This is a genomic window from Stenotrophomonas sp. SMYL86 (assembly GCF_036320025.1).
Taxonomy (GTDB): domain Bacteria; phylum Pseudomonadota; class Gammaproteobacteria; order Xanthomonadales; family Xanthomonadaceae; genus Stenotrophomonas; species Stenotrophomonas maltophilia_A.
Map to the genome: position 1 here is coordinate 46,516 of NZ_JAWIRU010000005.1, position 19,107 is coordinate 65,622.

Genomic DNA, 19,107 nt, shown 5'->3' on the forward strand with positions numbered 1-19,107 from the left:
GGCAGGGCGCCGAGTGTCGCGGGGCCAGGGGGCCCCCGGCCCCAACGCGCTGGTGCCGGCCGTTGGCCGGCACTACCGGGCCGACAGCACCTTCAGCACCGCTGCCTCATCCACGTCCGGCACCACTTCGGCGCGGCCCATGCCACGCCACAGCACCAGGCGCAGGCGGCCGGCCACGTTCTTCTTGTCCAGCCGCATGCGGCCGAGCAGGGCCTGCGGGTCCAGCCCCGCCGGGATCGTCACCGGCAGGCCCAGACGCTCCAGCAGGGCCTGCAGGCGCGCACGGTCGGCATCGTCGGCCAGGCCCAGGTCGGTGGACAGCTTCGCCGCCAGCACCATGCCCACCGCCACCGCCTCGCCATGGTTCAGCGCATCGCGGCCGGGGGCGGAGTAGCCCTGTTCGGTCTCGATGGCGTGGCCGAAGGTGTGTCCCAGGTTGAGCAGGGCACGTTCCCCCTTCTCGAACGGATCGCGCTCGACGATGGCGGCCTTGTGCCGGCAACTGCGCGCGATGGCTTCAGAAAGCACGTTGTCTTCGCCGGCCAGCAGCGCATCGGCATGCTGCTGCAGCCATTCGAAGAACACTGCATCGCCCAGCGCGCCGTACTTCACCACTTCGGCCAGGCCGGCGCGCAGCTCGCGCGGCGGCAGGGTGGCCAGCACGCGGGTATCGGCAATGACCGCGCGCGGCGGATGGAATGCGCCGACCAGGTTCTTGCCGGCCGGAATGTCGACCGCGGTCTTGCCGCCCACCGACGAATCGACCATCGCCAACAGGGTGGTCGGAAGCTGCACGCAGTCCACGCCGCGCATCCAGCAGGCCGCGGCAAAACCGGCGAGATCACCGACCACGCCGCCACCGAGGGCGAACACGCAGGCATCCCGGGTGGCGCCGAGCGCGGCCAGCGCTTCGATCGCGCGGCCGAATTCGGCCAGGGTCTTGGAGGCTTCGCCGGCGGCCAGCACGTGCTCGCCGACGATCAGGTCGGGGCGTGCGGCCAGCAGCGTCTGCTTCACGGCTGCCAGGTAGCGCGGAGCCACTTCGCTGTCGCTGAGCAGCAGCACGTGGCGGCCGCGCACATGCGAGGCCAGCGCGGTGCCGTCGGTCTGGGCACCAGCGCCGATGGTGATGGAGTAGGGGCGGTCGCCGTCAACGGCGACCTGCAGCAGGGCGGGGGAAGTCATGCGGTCAGGTCCTGGCGCTGCCATTGCGTGGCCAGCTTGACCACCAGGTGGGCGGTCGCGTCGGCAGCGGTGTACGGGTCGGTATCGAGGGTGAGGTCGGCCAGTTCGCGGTACAGCGGGTCGCGGTGAGCAGCCAGATCGTGCAGCACCTGCTCGCGGTCCGGGCGCTGCAGCAGTGGCCTGCCTTTGTCGCGGGCCAGGCGTTCCAGCTGCGCGGCCACGCTGACCCGCAGGTAGACCACGAAGCCGCGCTGGGCAATCAGGGCGCGGTTATCCGGATCGAGTACGGCGCCTCCACCAGTGGAAACCAGCTGGCCGCGGCCTTCCAGCACACGGGCCAAGGCTTCGCGCTCATGGCTGCGGAAGCCGGTTTCACCCGAGTGCTCGAAGATGGTCGGGATGCTGGCGCCGGCGGCATCGACGATGGCCTGGTCGACATCGACGAAGTCCAGCGTGAAGCGCTCGGCCAGGCGGCGGCCGATGCAGGTTTTGCCGGCGCCCATCGGGCCGATCAGGATCAGGTTCGGAGCAGGATTCATGCCCTCTGATGCTAACACCTCCGTGCCCTTGCCTTTACGTTCTTCACGTCAGGGTAGGCGTTCCTGCGGGGTCTCCCGCGCCAGCCGGAGTACAGGCCATGACGGTCGCCAAGGTCATCGAAATCACCGCCTCCTCGCCCAAAAGCGTGGAAGACGCCGTGCGCAGCGGGCTGAAGAAGGTTTCCGAGACGGTCAAGGGCATCCAGGGCGCCTGGGTGAACGAGACCAAGGTGGTCACCAATGGCAGCGGCGAAATCACCGAATGGCGGGTCAACCTGCGTGTAACCTTCCTGGTGGAATAGGCGCGCTCAGCGTACGTCCTGCACCTGGCGCTGGCCGTCCAGCACCACCACGTGGTCGGCCAGGGCGGGCAGGGCGCGCAGTGCCTGCCGGCTGACCCGCTCGTAGTACTGCACGAAGCGTTCCAGCTGAGGCCGGCTCATGCCGTGCCGGCCCGGCTGCGCGGCCTGCAGGTTCTGCTCCTGCTGCCAGCGCCAGCGTGGTACCACCGAGAAATCCGGCGGCTGCAGGAACCACAGGCGGTCGCAGCGCTGCCACAACGCCGGGTAGTCGCGGGCCAGCGCCTGGTTGCACCAGCGGCGCCAACGGCCATCGGCGTCGGCCTCGCGCTCCAGTGCGTTCAGCGGGCTGTCCAGTGCGTTGTCATCCTGCGCCGGTGTGCCGAGGAACCAGCCTTCGAACACCAGCAGGTCCAATGGCTGCTGCAGCTGCGGCCACTGAGCCTCGGGCAGGCGTTCATCGGCCAGCTTGTCGAATCGTGGCATCGCGAAGGGCTGGCGTGCGGCCACCGCGTCCAGCACGCCGTGGGCCAGCGGCAGGTCGTGGGTGCCGGGCGGCCCGCGGGTGATCAGCAGCGGATGCACCTGGCGGGCCAGTCGCTGGCGCTGCGCACGGGTGAGGTAGACGTCATCGATCGACAGCGTGGCCGCGTTCAGGCCGCGTGCCTGGGCGCGCGCCACCACCTGCGCGGCCAGCGTCGATTTGCCGCTCCCCTGCAGGCCGCTGATCGCCAATACTGGAATCGCTGCACCGCTGCCCAGCGCTTCATCCAGCGCCTGTTCGGCCAATGTTTCGGGGAATCCTTTCACCTGGGGCATATACGCAGCAGCGGCCATGCAGCCACAATAGCCCAATCCGTGTGAGAAGAACGCAATCATGAGCGACCTGTACGCCGAAGCCCTGTCCACGTTTGCCGGCCTGTTCGACGAGGCCAAGCAGAGCCGCGAGGTCGAGCCGAATGCGATGACCGTGGCCACCGCCGATACGCAGGGCCGTCCCTCGGCGCGTACCGTGCTGCTGAAGGCCTTCGACGAGCGTGGCTTCGTCTTCTATACCCACCTGGACAGCCACAAGGGCCAGGAGCTGCAGGCCAATCCGCAGGCCGCGCTGTTGTTCCTGTGGCGCAGCCTGCGCGAGGCGGGTATCCAGGTGCGCATCGAAGGCCGTGTCGAGCAGGTCGCCGATGCTGAAGCCGATGCCTATTTCGCCAGCCGCCCGCGCATGAGCCAGATCGGCGCCTGGGCCTCGCAGCAGTCGAAGACGCTGGCAACGCGCGAGGAATTCGATGCGCGCGTGGCCGAGGTCGAAGCCCGCTTCGAGGGCAAGGACGTGCCGCGCCCGGAGGGCTGGAGCGGCCTGCGCGTGGTGCCTGACCGCATCGAGTTCTGGTATGGCGCGCAGTTCCGCCTGCACGAACGCTGGTGCTATGAAGCCGGTGCCGAAGGGCGCTGGAGCAAGCGCCTGCTGTATCCGTAAGGCAACCTGATGCAACGCCTGCCGCTGTACCGTGTGGTGGTGTTCGTGCCGTCGGCAGCACTGGATGCAGTGAAGCAGGGCATCCTCGCGGTGGACGCGCTGGCGGCCGGCGACTACGAGCACGGGATGTGGTGGTCGGCGCCGGGGTTCGAGCAGTTCCGCCCGCGCGTGGGTGCGTCGCCCGTGCAGGGTGAGGCGGGCCGCACCGAAGTGGTCGACAGCGTGCGCCTGGAATTCTGCCTGCCTCGGAATCCGCAGCGGCTGCAGCGCATCTTCGAACAGGGCATCGTGCCGCATCACCCGTGGCAGGTGCCGGTGGTGCAGGTGGAGGAAATCGAGCTGCTGCTGGCCAGGTAGATCCACGCCATGCGTGGATGAGATGCTTGACGGAAGAGCGGTGCGAACCAAGGTTCGCACCCACCAGGCAACGAGTGGTTACAACCCCTCCGCGCGCAGCCAGCGCCACAGCGTGGTGCGTGAGACGCCCAGCGCCTGCGCCATCCCCTCGCGATCATTGCGATGTTCCTGCAGCAGCGTCTCCAGCTGCGCACGCGGCGGGCGCTTCCCGTTGCTTTCCACCGGCAATGCTACAGCGCCCTCATTCACCAGTTCGGGTGCCAGCTGCAGCAGTCGCGCAGCATCGATCAGCCCTTCACCGGGCTGCCAGTGGATGCGTAGCCGATCCACCAGATTACGCAGCTCACGCACGTTGCCTGGCCAACTGGCGGCGGTCAGCACCGCCAGCGCATCCTCATCCAGTGGCGCATCGATGCCACGCAGCTGGCGGAAGAAGTGCTGCGCCAGCAGCGGGATATCACTGCGCCGCGCGCGCAGCGGCGGCAGGGCAATGCGCAGTGCGGCCAAGCGGTAATACAAGTCGCGACGGAAGCTGCCGGTTGCTGCGCGCTGCTCCAGCGACTGCAGGGTGGCGGCCACCACGCGCAGGTCCACCGGGGTCGGTTCGGTGGCGCCCACGCGCAGTACCTCGCGTTCTTCCAGTACGCGCAGCAGGCGGGTCTGCAGCGGTAGCGGCAGTTCGCCGATTTCGTCCAGGAACAGGGTGCCACCGTCTGCGGCCTCGATCAGGCCGACACGGCCGCCACGGCGTGCGCCGGTGAATGCCCCATCGCTGTAGCCGAACAGCTCCGCTTCCAGCAGCGATTCGCTGATCGCGCCGCAGTTCAACGCGACGAAGCGGCCTCGACGGCCGCTGGCGGCGTGCAGCTGGCGCGCCACCAGTTCCTTGCCGGTGCCGGTTTCGCCGCTGACCAGTACGGTGCTGTCATGTGGGGCGTAGAGCGCGATCTGCGCGCGCACCTGCGTCATCGCGTCGCTGTCGCCGAGCAGTTCATGCGCATCGGCGCGCGCTGCCAGGCGCCGACGTGGGCTAGGCCGATTGCCACTGGAACGTGCCAGGGTCTGGGTCAGTTCCAGCGCATGTTCGAACGCCTGTCGCACCGAGTCGGCGGAGTACAGCAGCACCCCGGGCAGGCCGGCCTGTTCGGCGTGGTCGATGGCCATGCCGGTGCCGACGATCACTTCGATGCCGTTGGCGCGCAGATCGGCGATGCAGTCGCGCGCATCCTCGCGGGTGACGAAACGCCGATGCTCGATATCCAGGCCGAAACTCTGCTGGAAGTTGCTGAACACCGGCACGTCGCTGGCGTGGGTGACCAGGCCGATGCGGCTGGCGATGCGGCGGGCACGGGCCAGTGCTTCCATCAGGTCGAAGCCGTTGGCCTGGATCGGCACCAGTGGCAGCTCCAACCGGCCGCGCAGCCAGGCGGCGTTGGAGCCGCCGGCAATCACCACATCGCAATGCTCGCGGCGCAGGCGCTGGCCGATCACCTCCACCGCTTCCTCGAAGCCGAGGTTGATCTGCTCGATGCGCGCGCGGCGGTCGAACTCGGGAATGACGTCGCCGAGCAGGCCGGTCAGTCGCGAGACGCTGACCGTCCAGATCACCGGGCGGCCGGGGTCGGCATCGGCATGGCGCAGGGGTGAGCGGGGCAGATACATGGCGGCGGGTACGGGCGAGATGTTTCATGATACATCTGTTTCAGTGTTTCATATGTTTCACTGTTGAGTGACGGTCATGTCCGTGAAATCAACGGCTTGCAGCTTGGCATGGTGCTTGCGCCTACCCATCCGTTCTTCAACCTGGATTGCCGCATGACCGCTTCCGCCCCTTTCTCCGCCGGTGCCCGCTTCCGTGAGGCGCTGGCTGCCGAATCGCCGCTGCAGGTGATCGGCGCGATCAACGCCAACCATGCCCTGCTGGCCAAGCGCGCCGGCTTCCGTGCCATCTACCTGTCCGGCGGCGGCGTTGCCGCAGGCTCGCTGGGCCTGCCGGACCTGGGCATCAATACCCTGGAAGACGTGCTGGTGGACGTGCGCCGCATCACCGATGTCTGCGACCTGCCGCTGATGGTCGACATCGACACCGGCTTCGGCCCGAGCGCGTTCAACATCGCGCGCACCGTGAAGTCGCTGATCAAGGCCGGCGCGGCCGCCTGCCACATCGAGGACCAGGTCGGCGCCAAGCGCTGCGGTCACCGCCCGGGCAAGGAGATCGTCTCGCAGGGTGAAATGGTCGACCGCGTGAAGGCGGCTGCCGATGCCAAGACCGATCCGGACTTCTTCCTGATCGCGCGCACCGACGCCATCCAGGTGGACGGCGTGGACAAGGCCATCGAGCGCGCCATCGCCTGCGTTGAGGCGGGTGCCGACGGCATCTTCGCCGAGGCCGCCTACGACCTGGACACCTACCGCCGCTTCGTCGACGCGGTGAAGGTACCGGTGCTGGCCAACATCACCGAATTCGGTGCCACCCCGCTGTTCAGCCGCGATGAACTGGCCTCGGCCGGCGTCGCCATCCAGCTGTTCCCGCTGTCTGCCTTCCGCGCCGCCAACAAGGCTGCCGAGAACGTCTACCAGGCGGTGCGCCGCGATGGCCACCAGCGCAATGTGGTGGAGACCATGCAGACCCGCGAAGAACTCTACGACCGCATCGGCTACCACGCCTTCGAGCAGCAGCTCGATGCACTGTTCGCCGCCAAGAAATAAGCAGTACCCTGCACCATCAAGTTTTCGGAGGGAAACATGAACGATACGACCGCAACCCCGACCTTCAAGCCGAAGAAGTCCGTCGCCCTGTCCGGCACCGCCGCCGGCAACACCGCGCTGTGCAGCGTGGGCCGTAGTGGCAACGATCTGCACTACCGTGGCTACGACATCCTGGACCTGGCCAACACCAGCGAGTTCGAGGAAATCGCCTATCTGCTGGTGCACGGCAAGCTGCCGACCCGCGCCGAGCTGGTTTCGTACAAGGCCAAGCTGAAGTCGCTGCGTGGCATCCCGGCCGCGGTGAAGGCGGCGCTGGAAGAACTGCCGCCGTCGGCGCACCCGATGGACGTGATGCGCACCGGCGTGTCCGTGCTCGGCTGCGTGGCGCCGGAGAAGGACGATCACAACCATCCGGGCGCGCGTGACATCGCCGACAAGCTGATGGCCTGCCTCGGTTCGATGCTGCTGTACTGGTACCACTGGAGCCACAACGGCCGCGCCATCGACGTGGAAACCGACGATGACTCGATCGGTGGCCACTTCCTGCACCTGCTGCACGGCGAGAAGCCGCAGGAATCGTGGGTGAAGGCGATGCATACCTCGCTGATCCTGTACGCCGAGCACGAGTTCAACGCCTCGACCTTCACCTGCCGCGTCATCGCCGGCACCGGCAGCGACATGTACAGCGCGATCTGCGGTGGCATCGGCGCGTTGCGCGGCCCGAAGCATGGCGGCGCCAACGAAGTGGCGTTCGAAGTGCAGAAGCGCTACGACAACCCGGATGAAGCCGAGGAAGACATCAAGGCCCGTGTCGAGCGCAAGGAAGTGGTGATCGGTTTCGGCCACCCGGTGTACACCGTCTCCGATCCGCGCAACAAGGTGATCAAGGACGTGGCCCGCGAGCTGTCCGAAGAGCAGTCCAGTATGAAGATGTACGACATTGCCGAGCGCCTGGAATCGGTGATGTGGGACATCAAGAAGATGTTCCCGAACCTGGACTGGTTCAGTGCCGTCAGCTACCACATGATGGGCGTGCCGACCGCGATGTTCACCCCGCTGTTCGTGATCGCCCGCACCGCCGGCTGGAGCGCGCACATCGTCGAGCAGCGCATCGACGGCAAGATCATCCGCCCGAGCGCCAACTACATCGGTCCGGAAGACCGCGACTTCGTCGCCATCGACAAGCGCGTCTGATCCCCCTGCTGTACCCATCCGGCCGGCCCCGTGCCGGCCGGATGCTTTCGCCGCCGCACCGCCGGCACCCGGCCCGCCTCAAGCACTCCGCCAGCCCATGAATACCGATTACCGCAAGAACCTCCCCGGCAGCACGCTGGATTATTTCGACGCGCGCGCCGCTGTCGATGCGATCCAGCCTGGCGCCTATGCCACCCTGCCGTACACCTCGCGCGTGCTGGCCGAGAACCTGGTGCGTCGCTGCGATCCGGCTACGCTTGGCGATTCGCTGAAGCAGCTGATCGAGCGCCGCCGCGACCTCGACTTCCCGTGGTTCCCGGCACGCGTGGTCTGCCACGACATCCTCGGCCAGACCGCACTGGTCGACCTGGCTGGCCTGCGTGATGCGATCGCCGACAAGGGCGGTGACCCGGCCAAGGTCAATCCGGTGGTGCCGGTGCAGCTGATCGTCGATCACTCGCTGGCGGTGGAGTGCGGTGGTTTCGATCCGCAGGCGTTCGAGAAGAACCGCGCCATCGAGGATCGCCGCAACGAAGACCGTTTCCACTTCATCGATTGGACCAAGCTGGCGTTCGAGAACGTGGACGTGATTCCGCCGGGCAACGGCATCATGCACCAGATCAACCTGGAGAAGATGTCGCCGGTGGTCTACGTGCAGGACGGCGTGGCCTTCCCGGATACCTGCGTGGGTACCGACAGCCATACCCCGCACGTGGATGCACTGGGCGTGATCGCGATTGGTGTTGGCGGCCTGGAAGCCGAGAACGTGATGCTGGGCCGCGCCTCGTGGATGCGTCTGCCGGACATCATCGGTGTCGAGCTGACCGGCAGGCCGCAGCCGGGCATCACTGCCACCGACGTGGTGCTGGCGCTGACCGAGTTCCTGCGCAAGGAGCGCGTGGTCGGTGCGTATCTTGAATTCTTCGGCGAGGGTGCTGCGGCACTGACCATCGGTGACCGCGCCACCATTTCCAACATGTGCCCGGAGTACGGCGCGACCGCCGCGATGTTCTACATCGACGGGCAGACCATCGATTACCTGCGCCTGACCGGCCGCGAGGAATCGCAGGTGGCGCTGGTGGAGAACTACGCCCGTACCACCGGCCTCTGGGCCGATGACCTGGCCACCGCACAATACGAGCGTGTGCTGCGCTTCGACCTGTCCAGCGTGGTGCGCAACATGGCCGGCCCGTCCAACCCGCACAAGCGCGTGGCGACCGCCGAGCTGGCCGAGCGCGGCATCGCCGACGAAGCCAAGCTGGAAGCGGGCAAGGCCGAGCAGGCGCAGGGGCTGATGCCCGACGGCGCGGTGATCATCGCCGCCATCACCAGCTGCACCAATACGTCCAATCCGCGCAACGTGATCGCCGCCGCACTGCTGGCGCGCAAGGCCAACGAGCGTGGCCTGCTGCGCAAGCCGTGGGTGAAGTCGTCGCTGGCGCCGGGTTCGAAGGCGGTGCAGCTGTACCTGGAAGAGGCCGGCCTGCTGCCGGACCTGGAAAAGCTCGGCTTCGGCATCGTCGCCTTCGCCTGCACCACCTGCAACGGCATGAGCGGTGCGCTGGACCCGAAGATCCAGCAGGAAATCATCGATCGCGACCTGTATTCCACCGCCGTGTTGTCGGGCAACCGCAACTTCGATGGCCGCATCCACCCGTATGCGAAGCAGGCCTTCCTGGCTTCGCCGCCGCTGGTGATCGCCTATGCCATCGCCGGCACCGTGCGCTTCGATATCGAGAAGGACGTGCTGGGCGTGGATGCCGATGGCAGTGAGGTGCGCCTGAAGGACATCTGGCCGAGTGATGCCGAGATCGACGCGGTGGTGAAGGCCTCGGTGAAGCCGGAGCAGTTCCGCAAGGTCTACAACCCGATGTTCAACGTGCGCGTGGAGCACGGTGCGGCGGTCAGCCCGCTGTACGACTGGCGCCCGCAGAGCACCTACATCCGCCGTCCGCCGTACTGGGAGGGCGCACTGGCCGGTGAGCGCACGCTGTCTGGCATGCGCGCGCTGGCGGTGCTGCCGGACAACATCACCACCGACCACCTGTCGCCGTCCAACGCGATCCTGGCGTCCAGTGCCGCCGGTGAGTACCTGGCGAAGATGGGCCTGCCGGAAGAGGACTTCAATTCCTACGCCACCCACCGCGGTGACCACCTGACCGCGCAGCGCGCCACCTTCGCCAACCCGAAGCTGTTCAACGAGATGGTGCGCAACGACGACGGCAGCGTGAAGCAGGGTTCGCTGGCGCGCGTGGAGCCGGAAGGCAAGGTGATGCGCATGTGGGAAGCGATCGAAACCTACATGGACCGCAAGCAGCCGCTGATCATCATCGCCGGTGCCGACTACGGCCAGGGCAGCTCGCGTGACTGGGCCGCCAAGGGCGTGCGCCTGGCCGGCGTGGAGGCGATCGCGGCCGAAGGCTTCGAACGGATTCACCGTACCAACCTGATCGGCATGGGCGTGCTGCCGCTGGAGTTCAAGCCGGGCACCACCCGCCTGACCCTGGGCATCGACGGCACCGAGACCTTCGACGTGATCGGCGAGCGCACCCCGCGCGCCGAGCTGACCCTGGTCATCCACCGCCGCGACGGCCAGGACGTGCTCGTGCCGGTCACCTGCCGCCTGGACAGCGACGAGGAAGTGGCGATCTACGAGGCCGGCGGCGTGCTGCAGCGCTTCGCCCAGGACTTCCTGGAAGGCGCCAAGGTGGCGTGATGCCGGACTGAATGCCTGCCCCCGGAGGCCGGGGGCGGACTTGTCCGACACCAGGGCAGGGCGCACACTGACTTGGCAAAAACTGCCAAAGGAGAGTTTCATGGCCACCATGAACATTTCGCTGACCGATCCGCTCAAGCAGTTCGTGGACGAGGAAGTGCGCGAAGGCGGCTACTCCAGTACGTCGGATTATGTGCGTGACCTGATCCGCCAGCGTCAGCGCAGCAAGGCTGAAGAGCTGCTCAAGCAGTTGATTGCCGAGGGGCTGGCTTCTGGGCCTGCCGTTCCGGTGACTGCGGCCACATTCGAGCGGATGCGTCGCGAACTGACCGAAAGGATGGAGCGTGAAGGCGATTGAATGGAGGCCCAGGGCCGAAGCCGACGCAGCCGATGCCGCGCTATGGTTCGCACGGCAGGGTGGGCTGGTGCTGGGTCGGCGCTTTCTCGCCGAGTTGGAGGCCACGCTTCAACGCATCGCGGTGTTTCCTGGCTCGGGTTCCACCCGGCACGCCGACCTCTGAGCACAGTTGCCGGTGCCGTTGCGCTTCATGCTGGTTCCGGGCTTCGAACGCTACCTCGTCTATTACCTCGATCTACCGGACCGCGTGGACATCATGCGTGTGTGGTGCATTGATCGTGGTCTTGACGCACTGATGCAAGACATTTCCTGAAATTCAAACGCGTGGATTCGACGATGACCTTCCTCCCGCAACTCCGTATTCCGGCCACCTACATGCGCGGTGGCACCAGCAAGGGCGTGTTCTTCCGCCTGCAGGACCTGCCCGAAGCCGCACAGGTGCCGGGCGCCGCACGCGATGCGCTGCTGATGCGCGTGATCGGCTCGCCTGATCCGTACGGCAAGCAGACCGACGGCATGGGCGGTGCAACGTCCAGCACCAGCAAGTGCGTGATCATCTCCACCGCCTCAGTGCCGGATCACGATGTCGACTATCTGTACGGTCAGGTGGCGATCGACACCGCCTTCGTCGACTGGAGCGGCAACTGCGGCAATCTCAGCACTGCGGTGGGTCCGTTCGCAATCGCCAACGGTCTGATCGATCCGGCCCGGGTACCGCGTGACGGCCTGTGCACCGTGCGCATCTGGCAGGCCAACATCGGCAAGACCATCATCGCGCACGTGCCGATGCGCGATGGCGAAGTGCAGGAGATCGGCGATTTCGAGCTGGACGGCGTGACCTTCCCGGCGGCCGAGATCCAGCTGGAATTCATCGATCCGTCCGATGACGGCGATGCGGGTGCGATGTTCCCGACCGGCAATCTGGTCGATACCCTGGAAGTGCCCGGCGTGGGCAGCTTCGAGGTGACGATGATCACCGCTGGCATCCCGACGATCTTCCTCAACGCTGCCGATCTGGGCTACAGCGGCACCGAGCTGCAGCCGGCGATCAACGAAGACAAGGCCGCGCTGCAGAAATTCGAGACCATCCGCGCCTACGGCGCCTTGCGCATGGGTCTGATCAAGAACCTGGAAGACGCTGCGACCCGCCAGCACACGCCTAAGGTGGCGTTCGTTGCACCGGCGCAGGACTATGTGTCATCCAGCGGCAAGGCCATTCCGGCCTCGGCCATCGATCTGCATGCGCGCGCATTGTCGATGGGCAAGCTGCACCACGCGATGATGGGTACCGCCGCCGTGGCGATCGGCACCGCAGCAGCGATCCCGGGCACCCTGGTCAATCGGGCGGCCGGTGGTGGTGAACGCGAGGCAGTGACCTTCGGTCATCCTTCCGGCACGTTGCGCGTGGGTGCGCAGGCCGGCCTCGTTGACGGCCAGTGGACAGTAAGCAAGGCCATCATGAGCCGCAGTGCCCGCGTGCTGATGGAAGGCAAGGTGCGGGTGCCGGCCGAGTGATGCGTTGGTAAACGCCAACCAAGGTTGGCGACTACCGGGCCGCAGTGACCAATTGCTTTGGTAGATGCCAACCTTGGTTGGCATGGTGCACGGGCAACCGTGCACCGTAACGAGGAGATCGACGATGTCCGACAGCCCCACCCCATCCAACGAGCGTGCAGCGTGGGATGCGCTGCTGGTGGACATCGTCGATTACGTGCGCGACGCACGCATCGACTCACCGCTGGCGTTCCAGACCGCGCACCACTGCCTGCTTGATACGCTGGGCTGCGGGCTGGAAGCGCTGTCCTTCCCGGCCTGCAGCAAGCTGCTCGGTCCTCTGGTGCCGGGCATCAGCGTGGTCAACGGTGCGCGCGTGCCGGGTACGCACTACGTGCTGGATCCGGTGCAGGCCGCCTTCAACCTCGGCGCGATGGTGCGCTGGCTGGATTTCAACGACACCTGGCTGGCGGCCGAATGGGGCCATCCGTCGGACAACCTGGGCGGCATCCTTGCCGTCTGCGATTGGCTGGGTCGCAACGCGCAGGCCCTGCGCCGCCCGCCGCCGACCGTGCACGACGTGCTGCTGGCGATGATCAAGGCGCACGAGATCCAGGGTGTACTGGCCCTGCACAATTCCTTCAATCGGGTCGGGCTGGACCATGTGGTGCTGGTCAAGGTCGCCACCACCGCTGTGGTGGCGCAGCTGCTCGGGCTGGATCGCGAACGCATGCTCAATGCAGTGTCGCTGGCCTGGGTCGATGGCCAGGCGCTGCGGACCTACCGGCACGCGCCCAACACCGGTTCGCGCAAGAGCTGGGCCGCCGGCGATGCCACCAGCCGTGGCGTACGCCTGGCGCTGATCGCGGCAACGGGTGAAATGGGCTATCCGAGCGTGCTCAGTGCACCGACCTGGGGCTTCGAGGCTGTGTCCATGCATGGACAGGCACTGACGCTGGAGCGGCCGCTGGGCAGCTATGTGATGGAGAACGTGCTGTTCAAGATCAGCTACCCGGCCGAGTTCCACGGCCAGACTGCGGTGGAGGCAGCGATCGCGCTGCACCAGCAATTGCGCGCGATGGGGCGGCAGGTCGAGGATATCGCGCACATCGCCATCCGCACCCAGGAAGCCTGCATCCGCATCATCGACAAGAGGGGCCCACTGCACAATCCGGCCGACCGCGACCACTGTGTGCAGTACATGATCGCCATCGCGCTGCTGCATGGGCGGCTGGTGGCCGAGGACTATGAGGACGACGTCGCCGCCGATCCGCGCATCGACGCGCTGCGCGCAAAGGTGGCCTGCCACGAGGATCCGCAGCTCAGCGCCGACTATCTGGACCCGGACAAGCGCAGCATCGCCAACGGCCTGAGCGTGCGCTTCAACGATGGCAGTGAACTGCCGGAGGTGCTGGTGGAGTATCCGCTGGGCCACGCCCGGCGCCGCGGGGAGGGCATTCCGCTGCTGATGGACAAGTTCCGCCGGCACCTGGCCCACCGCTTCCCGACCGCCCAGCAGCAGCGCATCCTGGCCGCCTCGCTGGACCCAGTGGCGCTGGCGGCGATGGCGGTGACCGACTACGTGGACCTGTACCTGCCGGGGTAGGGAACGCGCTTCGGCGGATCTGATGCCACGCCTGCTTGCCGGGCACGTAGCTGCACCTGCTTTGGTAGGTGCCAACCTTGGTTGGCACAGCCGACGCCAACCAAGGTTGGCGACTACCGGTTCCGCCGGCCAGCGGCCGGCACTACCCGCCCGGGCAATTGCCGAATTCGCGTCAACACCTTGACGCGGCCTGCCTATAATGGCCGCCTCGATCAAGGAGTGACGACATGAGCGGTCCGGCACGGCGGAAGCGGTGGGGATGGGCGGCGGCGGTACTGGCAGGAGGCCTGTTGCTGGGCCTGGCCGGTTGCCGCAACGACAGCGGGCAGCTGCCCAAGGCCAGCGGTGAAGCGATCACCACCCAGGCCGAGCAGGTGAAGGAATTCACCCTGCTGCGCGCCTACCCGGACCAGAAGAATGACGGCCTGTCGCTGGCGCTGGAATTCTCGCGCCCACTGGTGGGCACCCAGGATTTCGACAAGCTGGTGCGCTTCGAAGAGAAGGTCGGCACCGACGACAGCAGCTGGACGCTGTCCGATGACGGCCTGACCCTGCGTTACCCGTTCGTCGAGGCTGGCAAGGAGTTCAGCCTGGTGGTCTCGCCGGACCTGCTGGCCGCCGATGGCAGTCGCCTGGGCAAGGAACTGAAGCAGAAGGTGTTCAGCGGCGAGCTGAAGCCGGTGGTCGGGTTCGCCTCGCAGGGCAGCGTGCTGCCGGCGAAGGACAGCCGTGGCCTGCCGGTGGTCTCGGTGAACGTGCCCGAGGTTGACGTCGAATTCCTGCGCGTGCGCGAGAAGGACCTGCCGACCTTCTTCAGCCAGTACCAGCGCGGTGGCCGCCGCGGCAGCTGGGAGCTGAGCAGCGACTACGAGCGCAGCCCGATCAACAAGCTGGCCGAGCCGGTCTACGTCAACCGCTTCATCCTCGGCGGCAAGAAGAACGAGCGGGTGCTGACCTACCTGCCGACCCAGGACATCAAGGAACTGCAGGAGCCGGGCCTGTACTTCGCCCTGCTCAAGCGCACCGGTGACTACGAAGGCGAGTTCGATACCGCGTTCTTCTCGGTCAGCGACATCGGCCTGCATACCCGTGCCTACAAGGACAAGCTGTTCGTGCACACCGCCGGCCTCAAGGACGGCGCGCCGCTGAAGGGCATCGACCTGCGCGTGCTCGACGCCAAGGGCGAGGTGGTACTGAAGGGCAGCACCGACGGCAACGGCAATGCGCTGCTGAACTACACGCTGGATGCCACCCACGTGCTGGTCGCCAGCACAGGCAAGGACACCAGCTTCCTGCCGTTCAACCAGCCGGCGCTGGACCTGAGCGAATTCGCCGTGGCCGGCCGTGACAATGCCTGGTTCGACGTCTATGCCTGGTCCGGGCGCGACCTGTATCGCCCGGGCGAAACCGTGCGCCTGTCCGCATTGCTGCGCGACAACGATGGCAAGCCGGTCAAGGCTCAGCCGGTGTTCCTGCGCCTGAAGCAGCCCGACGGCAAGACCTTCCGCGAGACCCGCCTGCAGCCGGGCGAGCAGGGCTACATCAACTTCGAGCAGGTGATCCCCGCCGAGGCGCCGACCGGGCGCTGGCAGGTCGAGTTCCGCACCGACCCGGCGAGCAAGGAAGCGATCCAGGGCATGACCCTGCGCATCGAGGAGTTCCTGCCCGAGCGCATGAAGCTGGACCTGGACAGCGCGCAGAAGACGCTGAAGCCGGGTGAGGACCTGCGCCTGCAGGCCAATGGCGCCTACCTGTACGGGGCGCCGGCCGACGGCAACCGCTTCACTGCGCGCATGGCGGTGGCCGCCGAGCAGCAGCCGGTCGAAGGCCTGCCGGGCTACTTCTTCGGTGACCCGACCCTGCAGCTGCCGCGCGAAGCCAAGGACGTGATCGACACCACGCTGCCGGCCAACGGCCAGCTGCGTGAGGATGTGGCATTGCCGGAAGAGGCCGCCAAGGCCAAGGCACCGATCGCCGTGGTGCTGTCCGGCAGCCTGTATGAAACCGGTGGCCGTACCGTCACCCGTACCCTGAAGCGGGTGATGTGGCCGGCCAACGCGCTGGTCGGCGTGCGCCCGCTGTTCAACCCCGAGGATGGCGCCGACTCCAACGGCAATGCACGCTTCGAGCTGATGCGCGTGGATGCCGCCGGCAAGCCGCAGCCGGCCAAGGGCCTGAAGATCACCCTGGTGCGCGAGCTGCGCGACTACCACTGGACCTTCAACGACAACCGCTGGGACTACGACTTCACCCGCCGCTTCGAGAACAAGGAAACCCGCACCGTCGACGCCGGCAGCAGCGCGGTCGCCTTCGATTTCCCGGTGGAGTGGGGCGAGTACCGGGTGGACGTGTTCGATCCGTCCACCAGCCTGACCAGCCGCTACCCGTTCCGTGCCGGCTGGAGCTGGGGCGACGACAACCGCGGTTTGGACGCGCGCCCGGACAAGGTCAAGCTGGGCCTGGACAAGACCGGCTACAAGGCCGGTGACACCCTGGAAGTGACGGTGACCCCGCCGCATGCCGGCAAGGGCATCCTGATGGTCGAGACCGACCGCATGCTGTACGTGCAGGACATCGACGCCAAGCCGGGTTCGACCTTCAAGATTCCGGTCACCGCCGACTGGGAGCGCCACGACGTCTACATCACCGCACTGGTGTTCCGCGGCGGTAGTGCGCCGAGCAAGATCACCCCGGCCCGTGCCGTGGGCGTGGTGCATGTGCCGATGGACCGCAAGGGCCGCACCGTGGCGGTCGGCCTGGTGGCGCCCAAGCAGATGCGCCCGGAACAGGACCTGCCGGTGACGGTCAGTGCACCGCAGCTGGCCGGCAAGATGGCGCACGTCACCGTCTCGGCGGTGGACGTGGGCATCCTCAACATCACCCGCTTCCCGGTGCCCGATGCCGGTGCGCACTTCTTCGCCCAGCGTCGCCTCGGCATTGATGCCTATGACATCTACAGCCGGGTGATCGAGAGCTTTGACGGCGGTGCCGGCAAGCTGAAGTTCGGTGGCGACATGGCGCTGCAGGCATTGCCGCAGGCCAAGCGCCCGACCGCGCGCGTGCAGACCGTGGATCTGTTCTCCGGCCCGGTGCAGCTCGATGCCAAGGGCATCGCCCGCATCCGCCTGAAGGTGCCGGACTTCAACGGTACCCTGCGGGTGTCGGCGCTGGTCTACAGCGATGACCAGTACGGCAAGCGCGACGTGGAAACCGTGGTGCGCGCGCCGATCCTGGCCGAAGCCAGCATGCCGCGCGTGCTGGCCCCGGGCGACCGCAGCACGGTGACCCTGGACGTGCAGAACTTCACCGGCAAGCCGGGCCAGTTCAACGTGAAGGTGGAAAGCGAAGGCCCGCTGAACCTGGGCGAGGGCAGCCGCAGCGTGCAGTTGAATGCCGATGCCAAGACAACGCTGAGTTTCCCGCTGTCCGCGCGTGAGGGCCACAGCGTGGCCAAGGTGCGCGTACGTGTGGACGGCAACGGCTTCAAGGCCGACCGCCGCTACGAACTGCCGGTGCGTGCCGCGTGGCCGCAGGTGCTGCGTTCGCAGGTGCGCACGCTCGATCCGCTGGCCGCGGTCAGCCTCGACAACAGCCTGACCGATGGCCTGATGTCCGAGTCGGTGAATGCCCGCCTGCTGGTCAGCCCGCTGCCGCCGATTCCGTTCGCCAGTGCACTGCAGGGCGCGCTGAATTACCCGTATGGCTGTGCCGAGCAGACCACCAGCAAGGGCTACGCCGCGCTGATCCTGGACCAGGCGACATCGTCGATGCTCGGTGCCGACGGCCTGGATGCCAAGACCCGTCGCGAACGCATGGAAGGTGCGTTCGGTCGCCTGGCGTCGATGCAGGTGGCCAACGGCAACTTCTCGATGTGGGGTGACGACGGCTACGTGAACCCGTGGCTGACCCCGTACATCACCGAGTTCCTGCTCGATGCCAAGGACGCCGGTTTCGCGGTGCCGGACAACGTGCTGCAGAAGGCACTGAACCGGCTCAGCGAGGACCTGCTGTCCGGTGGCAACCAGTTCTACGGCCAGGACGACCGCGAGAAGCTGAAGTTCGCCAACCAGGCGTATTCGGGCTACGTGCTGGCCCGGGTCAACCGTGCGCCGCTGGGTACCCTGCGCACGCTGTACGACAACGAGCGCAGCAAGGCGGTCGGTGGCCTGTCGCTGGTCCATCTGGGCGTGGCGCTGTCGTTGCAGGGCGATGCCAAGCGTGGCCAGGCCGCGCTGGCGGCGGCCTTCGCCAAGTCCAGCAGCGAACGCCCGTCGTACTTCGGCGACTACGGCAGCGCCATCCGTGATGACGCGCTGATGATCGCGCTGACCCACGAAAACAAGCTGGCCAAGCCCGCGTGGGACGCGCGTGCGGTCGATCTCGGCCGTGGCCTGGATGCCCGCCGCAATGCCGGCTGGATGTGGCTGAGCACGCAGGAACAGGTGGCGATTGCCCGCCTCGGCAAGGCGCTCGCCGCCAACCAGAAGGCGCTGGTGGCCGGTGAGCTGGTGATTGGTGGCAACACCGAAGCCATCGGCGAGCGCAAGCTGTTCGGCCGCAACTTCAGCGCCAGCGAACTGGCCAGCGGCGTACGCTTCACCCCGCAGGGCCAGCCGCCGATGTTCGCCAGCATCGACGTGGCGGGCATCCCGCGCAGCGCACCGGCGCCGGACAACAGTGTGCTGGGTGTCGAACGCAGCTACTACGGCACCGATGGCAAGCCGTGGTCGCCGCGCCCGCTGAAGGAAGGCGAAGCACTGATCGTGCGCGTGACCGTCACCGCCGACACCACGATGCCCGATGCACTGCTGACCGACCTGCTGCCGGCCGGCCTGGAGATCGAGAACTTCAACCTGGGCGACGCCAAGCAGTGGGCCGACGTGGTGGTCGATGGCATCACCATCAGCGACCGCGGAGAAGCTGCCGATACCAAGCACGAGGAGTTCCGCGACGACCGCTACGTGGCCGCGCTGAAGCTCTCGCGTGGCAGCAAGGCCAACGTGTTCTACCTGGTGCGTGCGGTGACGCCGGGAACCTACTCGGTGCCGCCGCCGCTGGTGGAGGACATGTACCGGCCGCAGCTGCGTGGCGTCGGCCGCAGCAACCCGACCACGATCACGGTGGTGCAGCCGTGACCGCGCGGACGGGCCGCGACGGCGCGGCCCGTCCCGCT

15 protein-coding genes are annotated in these 19,107 nt (G+C 67.0%); 11 read left to right on the forward strand and 4 right to left on the reverse strand.

The window, feature by feature from the left end; genetic code table 11:
• Positions 1–72 precede the first annotated feature (72 nt).
• Positions 73–1,185 carry a 3-dehydroquinate synthase gene (gene aroB / locus V3B64_RS07700; protein WP_329913893.1) on the reverse strand — a complete coding sequence of 371 codons (1,113 nt, stop codon included), beginning with the start codon at positions 1,183–1,185 and terminating at the stop codon, positions 73–75.
• Complete coding sequence (locus V3B64_RS07705; protein WP_032127802.1) at positions 1,182–1,724, reverse strand: shikimate kinase; 543 nt, start codon at positions 1,722–1,724, stop codon at positions 1,182–1,184. Before V3B64_RS07705 ends, aroB begins: the two co-directional genes overlap by 4 nt.
• Positions 1,725–1,822: 98 nt before the next feature.
• Between V3B64_RS07705 and V3B64_RS07710 the strand changes: the two genes are divergently transcribed.
• A complete protein-coding gene (locus V3B64_RS07710; RefSeq protein ID WP_005410663.1) occupies positions 1,823–2,026 on the forward strand; it encodes a dodecin family protein in 204 nt (67 codons plus the stop codon).
• 6 nt (positions 2,027–2,032) lie between these two features.
• On the opposite strand, the gene V3B64_RS07715 is transcribed toward V3B64_RS07710, so the two are convergent.
• Positions 2,033–2,860, reverse strand: coding sequence for a kinase (locus V3B64_RS07715; protein WP_329913894.1), 828 nt, complete (start codon positions 2,858–2,860; stop codon positions 2,033–2,035).
• A gap of 40 nt (positions 2,861–2,900) precedes the next feature.
• Here V3B64_RS07715 and pdxH point away from each other — a divergent pair, with 40 nt between their 5' ends.
• Together pdxH and V3B64_RS07725 are read left to right on the forward strand one after the other, a co-directional pair.
• Positions 2,901–3,500, forward strand: coding sequence for a pyridoxamine 5'-phosphate oxidase (gene pdxH, locus V3B64_RS07720; protein WP_049401396.1), 600 nt, complete (start codon positions 2,901–2,903; stop codon positions 3,498–3,500).
• Between the two features lie 9 nt (positions 3,501–3,509).
• Complete coding sequence (locus V3B64_RS07725) at positions 3,510–3,857, forward strand: hypothetical protein (RefSeq protein WP_125895329.1); 348 nt, start codon at positions 3,510–3,512, stop codon at positions 3,855–3,857.
• A gap of 78 nt (positions 3,858–3,935) precedes the next feature.
• On the opposite strand, the gene prpR is transcribed toward V3B64_RS07725, so the two are convergent.
• Positions 3,936–5,519: a propionate catabolism operon regulatory protein PrpR gene (gene prpR / locus V3B64_RS07730; RefSeq protein WP_329913895.1), complete on the reverse strand. Its 1,584-nt coding sequence runs from the start codon at positions 5,517–5,519 to the stop codon at positions 3,936–3,938.
• 153 nt (positions 5,520–5,672) lie between these two features.
• Between prpR and prpB the strand changes: the two genes are divergently transcribed.
• From prpB to V3B64_RS07770, 8 genes are all read left to right on the forward strand, one after another.
• Positions 5,673–6,566 carry a methylisocitrate lyase gene (gene prpB / locus V3B64_RS07735; RefSeq protein WP_005418360.1) on the forward strand — a complete coding sequence of 298 codons (894 nt, stop codon included), beginning with the start codon at positions 5,673–5,675 and terminating at the stop codon, positions 6,564–6,566.
• Positions 6,567–6,602: 36 nt separating this feature from the next.
• On the forward strand, positions 6,603–7,760 hold the full coding sequence (gene prpC, locus V3B64_RS07740; protein ID WP_014038133.1) for a 2-methylcitrate synthase: 1,158 nt from the start codon (positions 6,603–6,605) through the stop codon (positions 7,758–7,760).
• A 97-nt stretch (positions 7,761–7,857) separates the two neighbouring features.
• A complete protein-coding gene (acnD, locus tag V3B64_RS07745) occupies positions 7,858–10,476 on the forward strand; it encodes a Fe/S-dependent 2-methylisocitrate dehydratase AcnD (protein WP_121504638.1) in 2,619 nt (872 codons plus the stop codon).
• Positions 10,477–10,576: 100 nt separating this feature from the next.
• Complete coding sequence (locus V3B64_RS07750) at positions 10,577–10,834, forward strand: type II toxin-antitoxin system ParD family antitoxin (RefSeq protein WP_006384133.1); 258 nt, start codon at positions 10,577–10,579, stop codon at positions 10,832–10,834.
• A complete protein-coding gene (locus V3B64_RS07755; protein WP_329913896.1) occupies positions 10,821–10,997 on the forward strand; it encodes a type II toxin-antitoxin system RelE/ParE family toxin in 177 nt (58 codons plus the stop codon). The genes V3B64_RS07750 and V3B64_RS07755 overlap by 14 nt, the downstream gene beginning before the upstream one ends.
• Before the next feature lie 173 nt (positions 10,998–11,170).
• Positions 11,171–12,349, forward strand: a complete 1,179-nt coding sequence (gene prpF / locus V3B64_RS07760) for a 2-methylaconitate cis-trans isomerase PrpF (protein ID WP_121504636.1) — start codon at positions 11,171–11,173, stop codon at positions 12,347–12,349.
• Between the two features lie 124 nt (positions 12,350–12,473).
• Positions 12,474–13,934 (forward strand): bifunctional 2-methylcitrate dehydratase/aconitate hydratase, encoded by a 1,461-nt coding sequence (locus tag V3B64_RS07765; RefSeq protein WP_121504635.1) that lies wholly within the window; start codon positions 12,474–12,476, stop codon positions 13,932–13,934.
• Between the two features lie 227 nt (positions 13,935–14,161).
• Positions 14,162–19,069 (forward strand): alpha-2-macroglobulin, encoded by a 4,908-nt coding sequence (locus V3B64_RS07770; RefSeq protein ID WP_329913898.1) that lies wholly within the window; start codon positions 14,162–14,164, stop codon positions 19,067–19,069.
• Positions 19,070–19,107: the final 38 nt, after the last annotated feature.

Excerpts from the sequence above, each read along its gene's own strand:
- aroB (WP_329913893.1), bottom strand. The coding sequence starts at position 1,185 with ATGACTTCCCCCGCCCTGCTGCAGGTCGCCGTTGACGGCGACCGCCCC.
- V3B64_RS07705 (WP_032127802.1), bottom strand. The coding sequence starts at position 1,724 with ATGAATCCTGCTCCGAACCTGATCCTGATCGGCCCGATGGGCGCCGGC.
- V3B64_RS07710 (WP_005410663.1), top strand. The coding sequence starts at position 1,823 with ATGACGGTCGCCAAGGTCATCGAAATCACCGCCTCCTCGCCCAAAAGC.
- V3B64_RS07715 (WP_329913894.1), bottom strand. The coding sequence starts at position 2,860 with ATGGCCGCTGCTGCGTATATGCCCCAGGTGAAAGGATTCCCCGAAACA.
- pdxH (WP_049401396.1), top strand. The coding sequence starts at position 2,901 with ATGAGCGACCTGTACGCCGAAGCCCTGTCCACGTTTGCCGGCCTGTTC.
- V3B64_RS07725 (WP_125895329.1), top strand. The coding sequence starts at position 3,510 with ATGCAACGCCTGCCGCTGTACCGTGTGGTGGTGTTCGTGCCGTCGGCA.
- prpR (WP_329913895.1), bottom strand. The coding sequence starts at position 5,519 with ATGTATCTGCCCCGCTCACCCCTGCGCCATGCCGATGCCGACCCCGGC.
- prpB (WP_005418360.1), top strand. The coding sequence starts at position 5,673 with ATGACCGCTTCCGCCCCTTTCTCCGCCGGTGCCCGCTTCCGTGAGGCG.
- prpC (WP_014038133.1), top strand. The coding sequence starts at position 6,603 with ATGAACGATACGACCGCAACCCCGACCTTCAAGCCGAAGAAGTCCGTC.
- acnD (WP_121504638.1), top strand. The coding sequence starts at position 7,858 with ATGAATACCGATTACCGCAAGAACCTCCCCGGCAGCACGCTGGATTAT.
- V3B64_RS07750 (WP_006384133.1), top strand. The coding sequence starts at position 10,577 with ATGGCCACCATGAACATTTCGCTGACCGATCCGCTCAAGCAGTTCGTG.
- prpF (WP_121504636.1), top strand. The coding sequence starts at position 11,171 with ATGACCTTCCTCCCGCAACTCCGTATTCCGGCCACCTACATGCGCGGT.
- V3B64_RS07765 (WP_121504635.1), top strand. The coding sequence starts at position 12,474 with ATGTCCGACAGCCCCACCCCATCCAACGAGCGTGCAGCGTGGGATGCG.
- V3B64_RS07770 (WP_329913898.1), top strand. The coding sequence starts at position 14,162 with ATGAGCGGTCCGGCACGGCGGAAGCGGTGGGGATGGGCGGCGGCGGTA.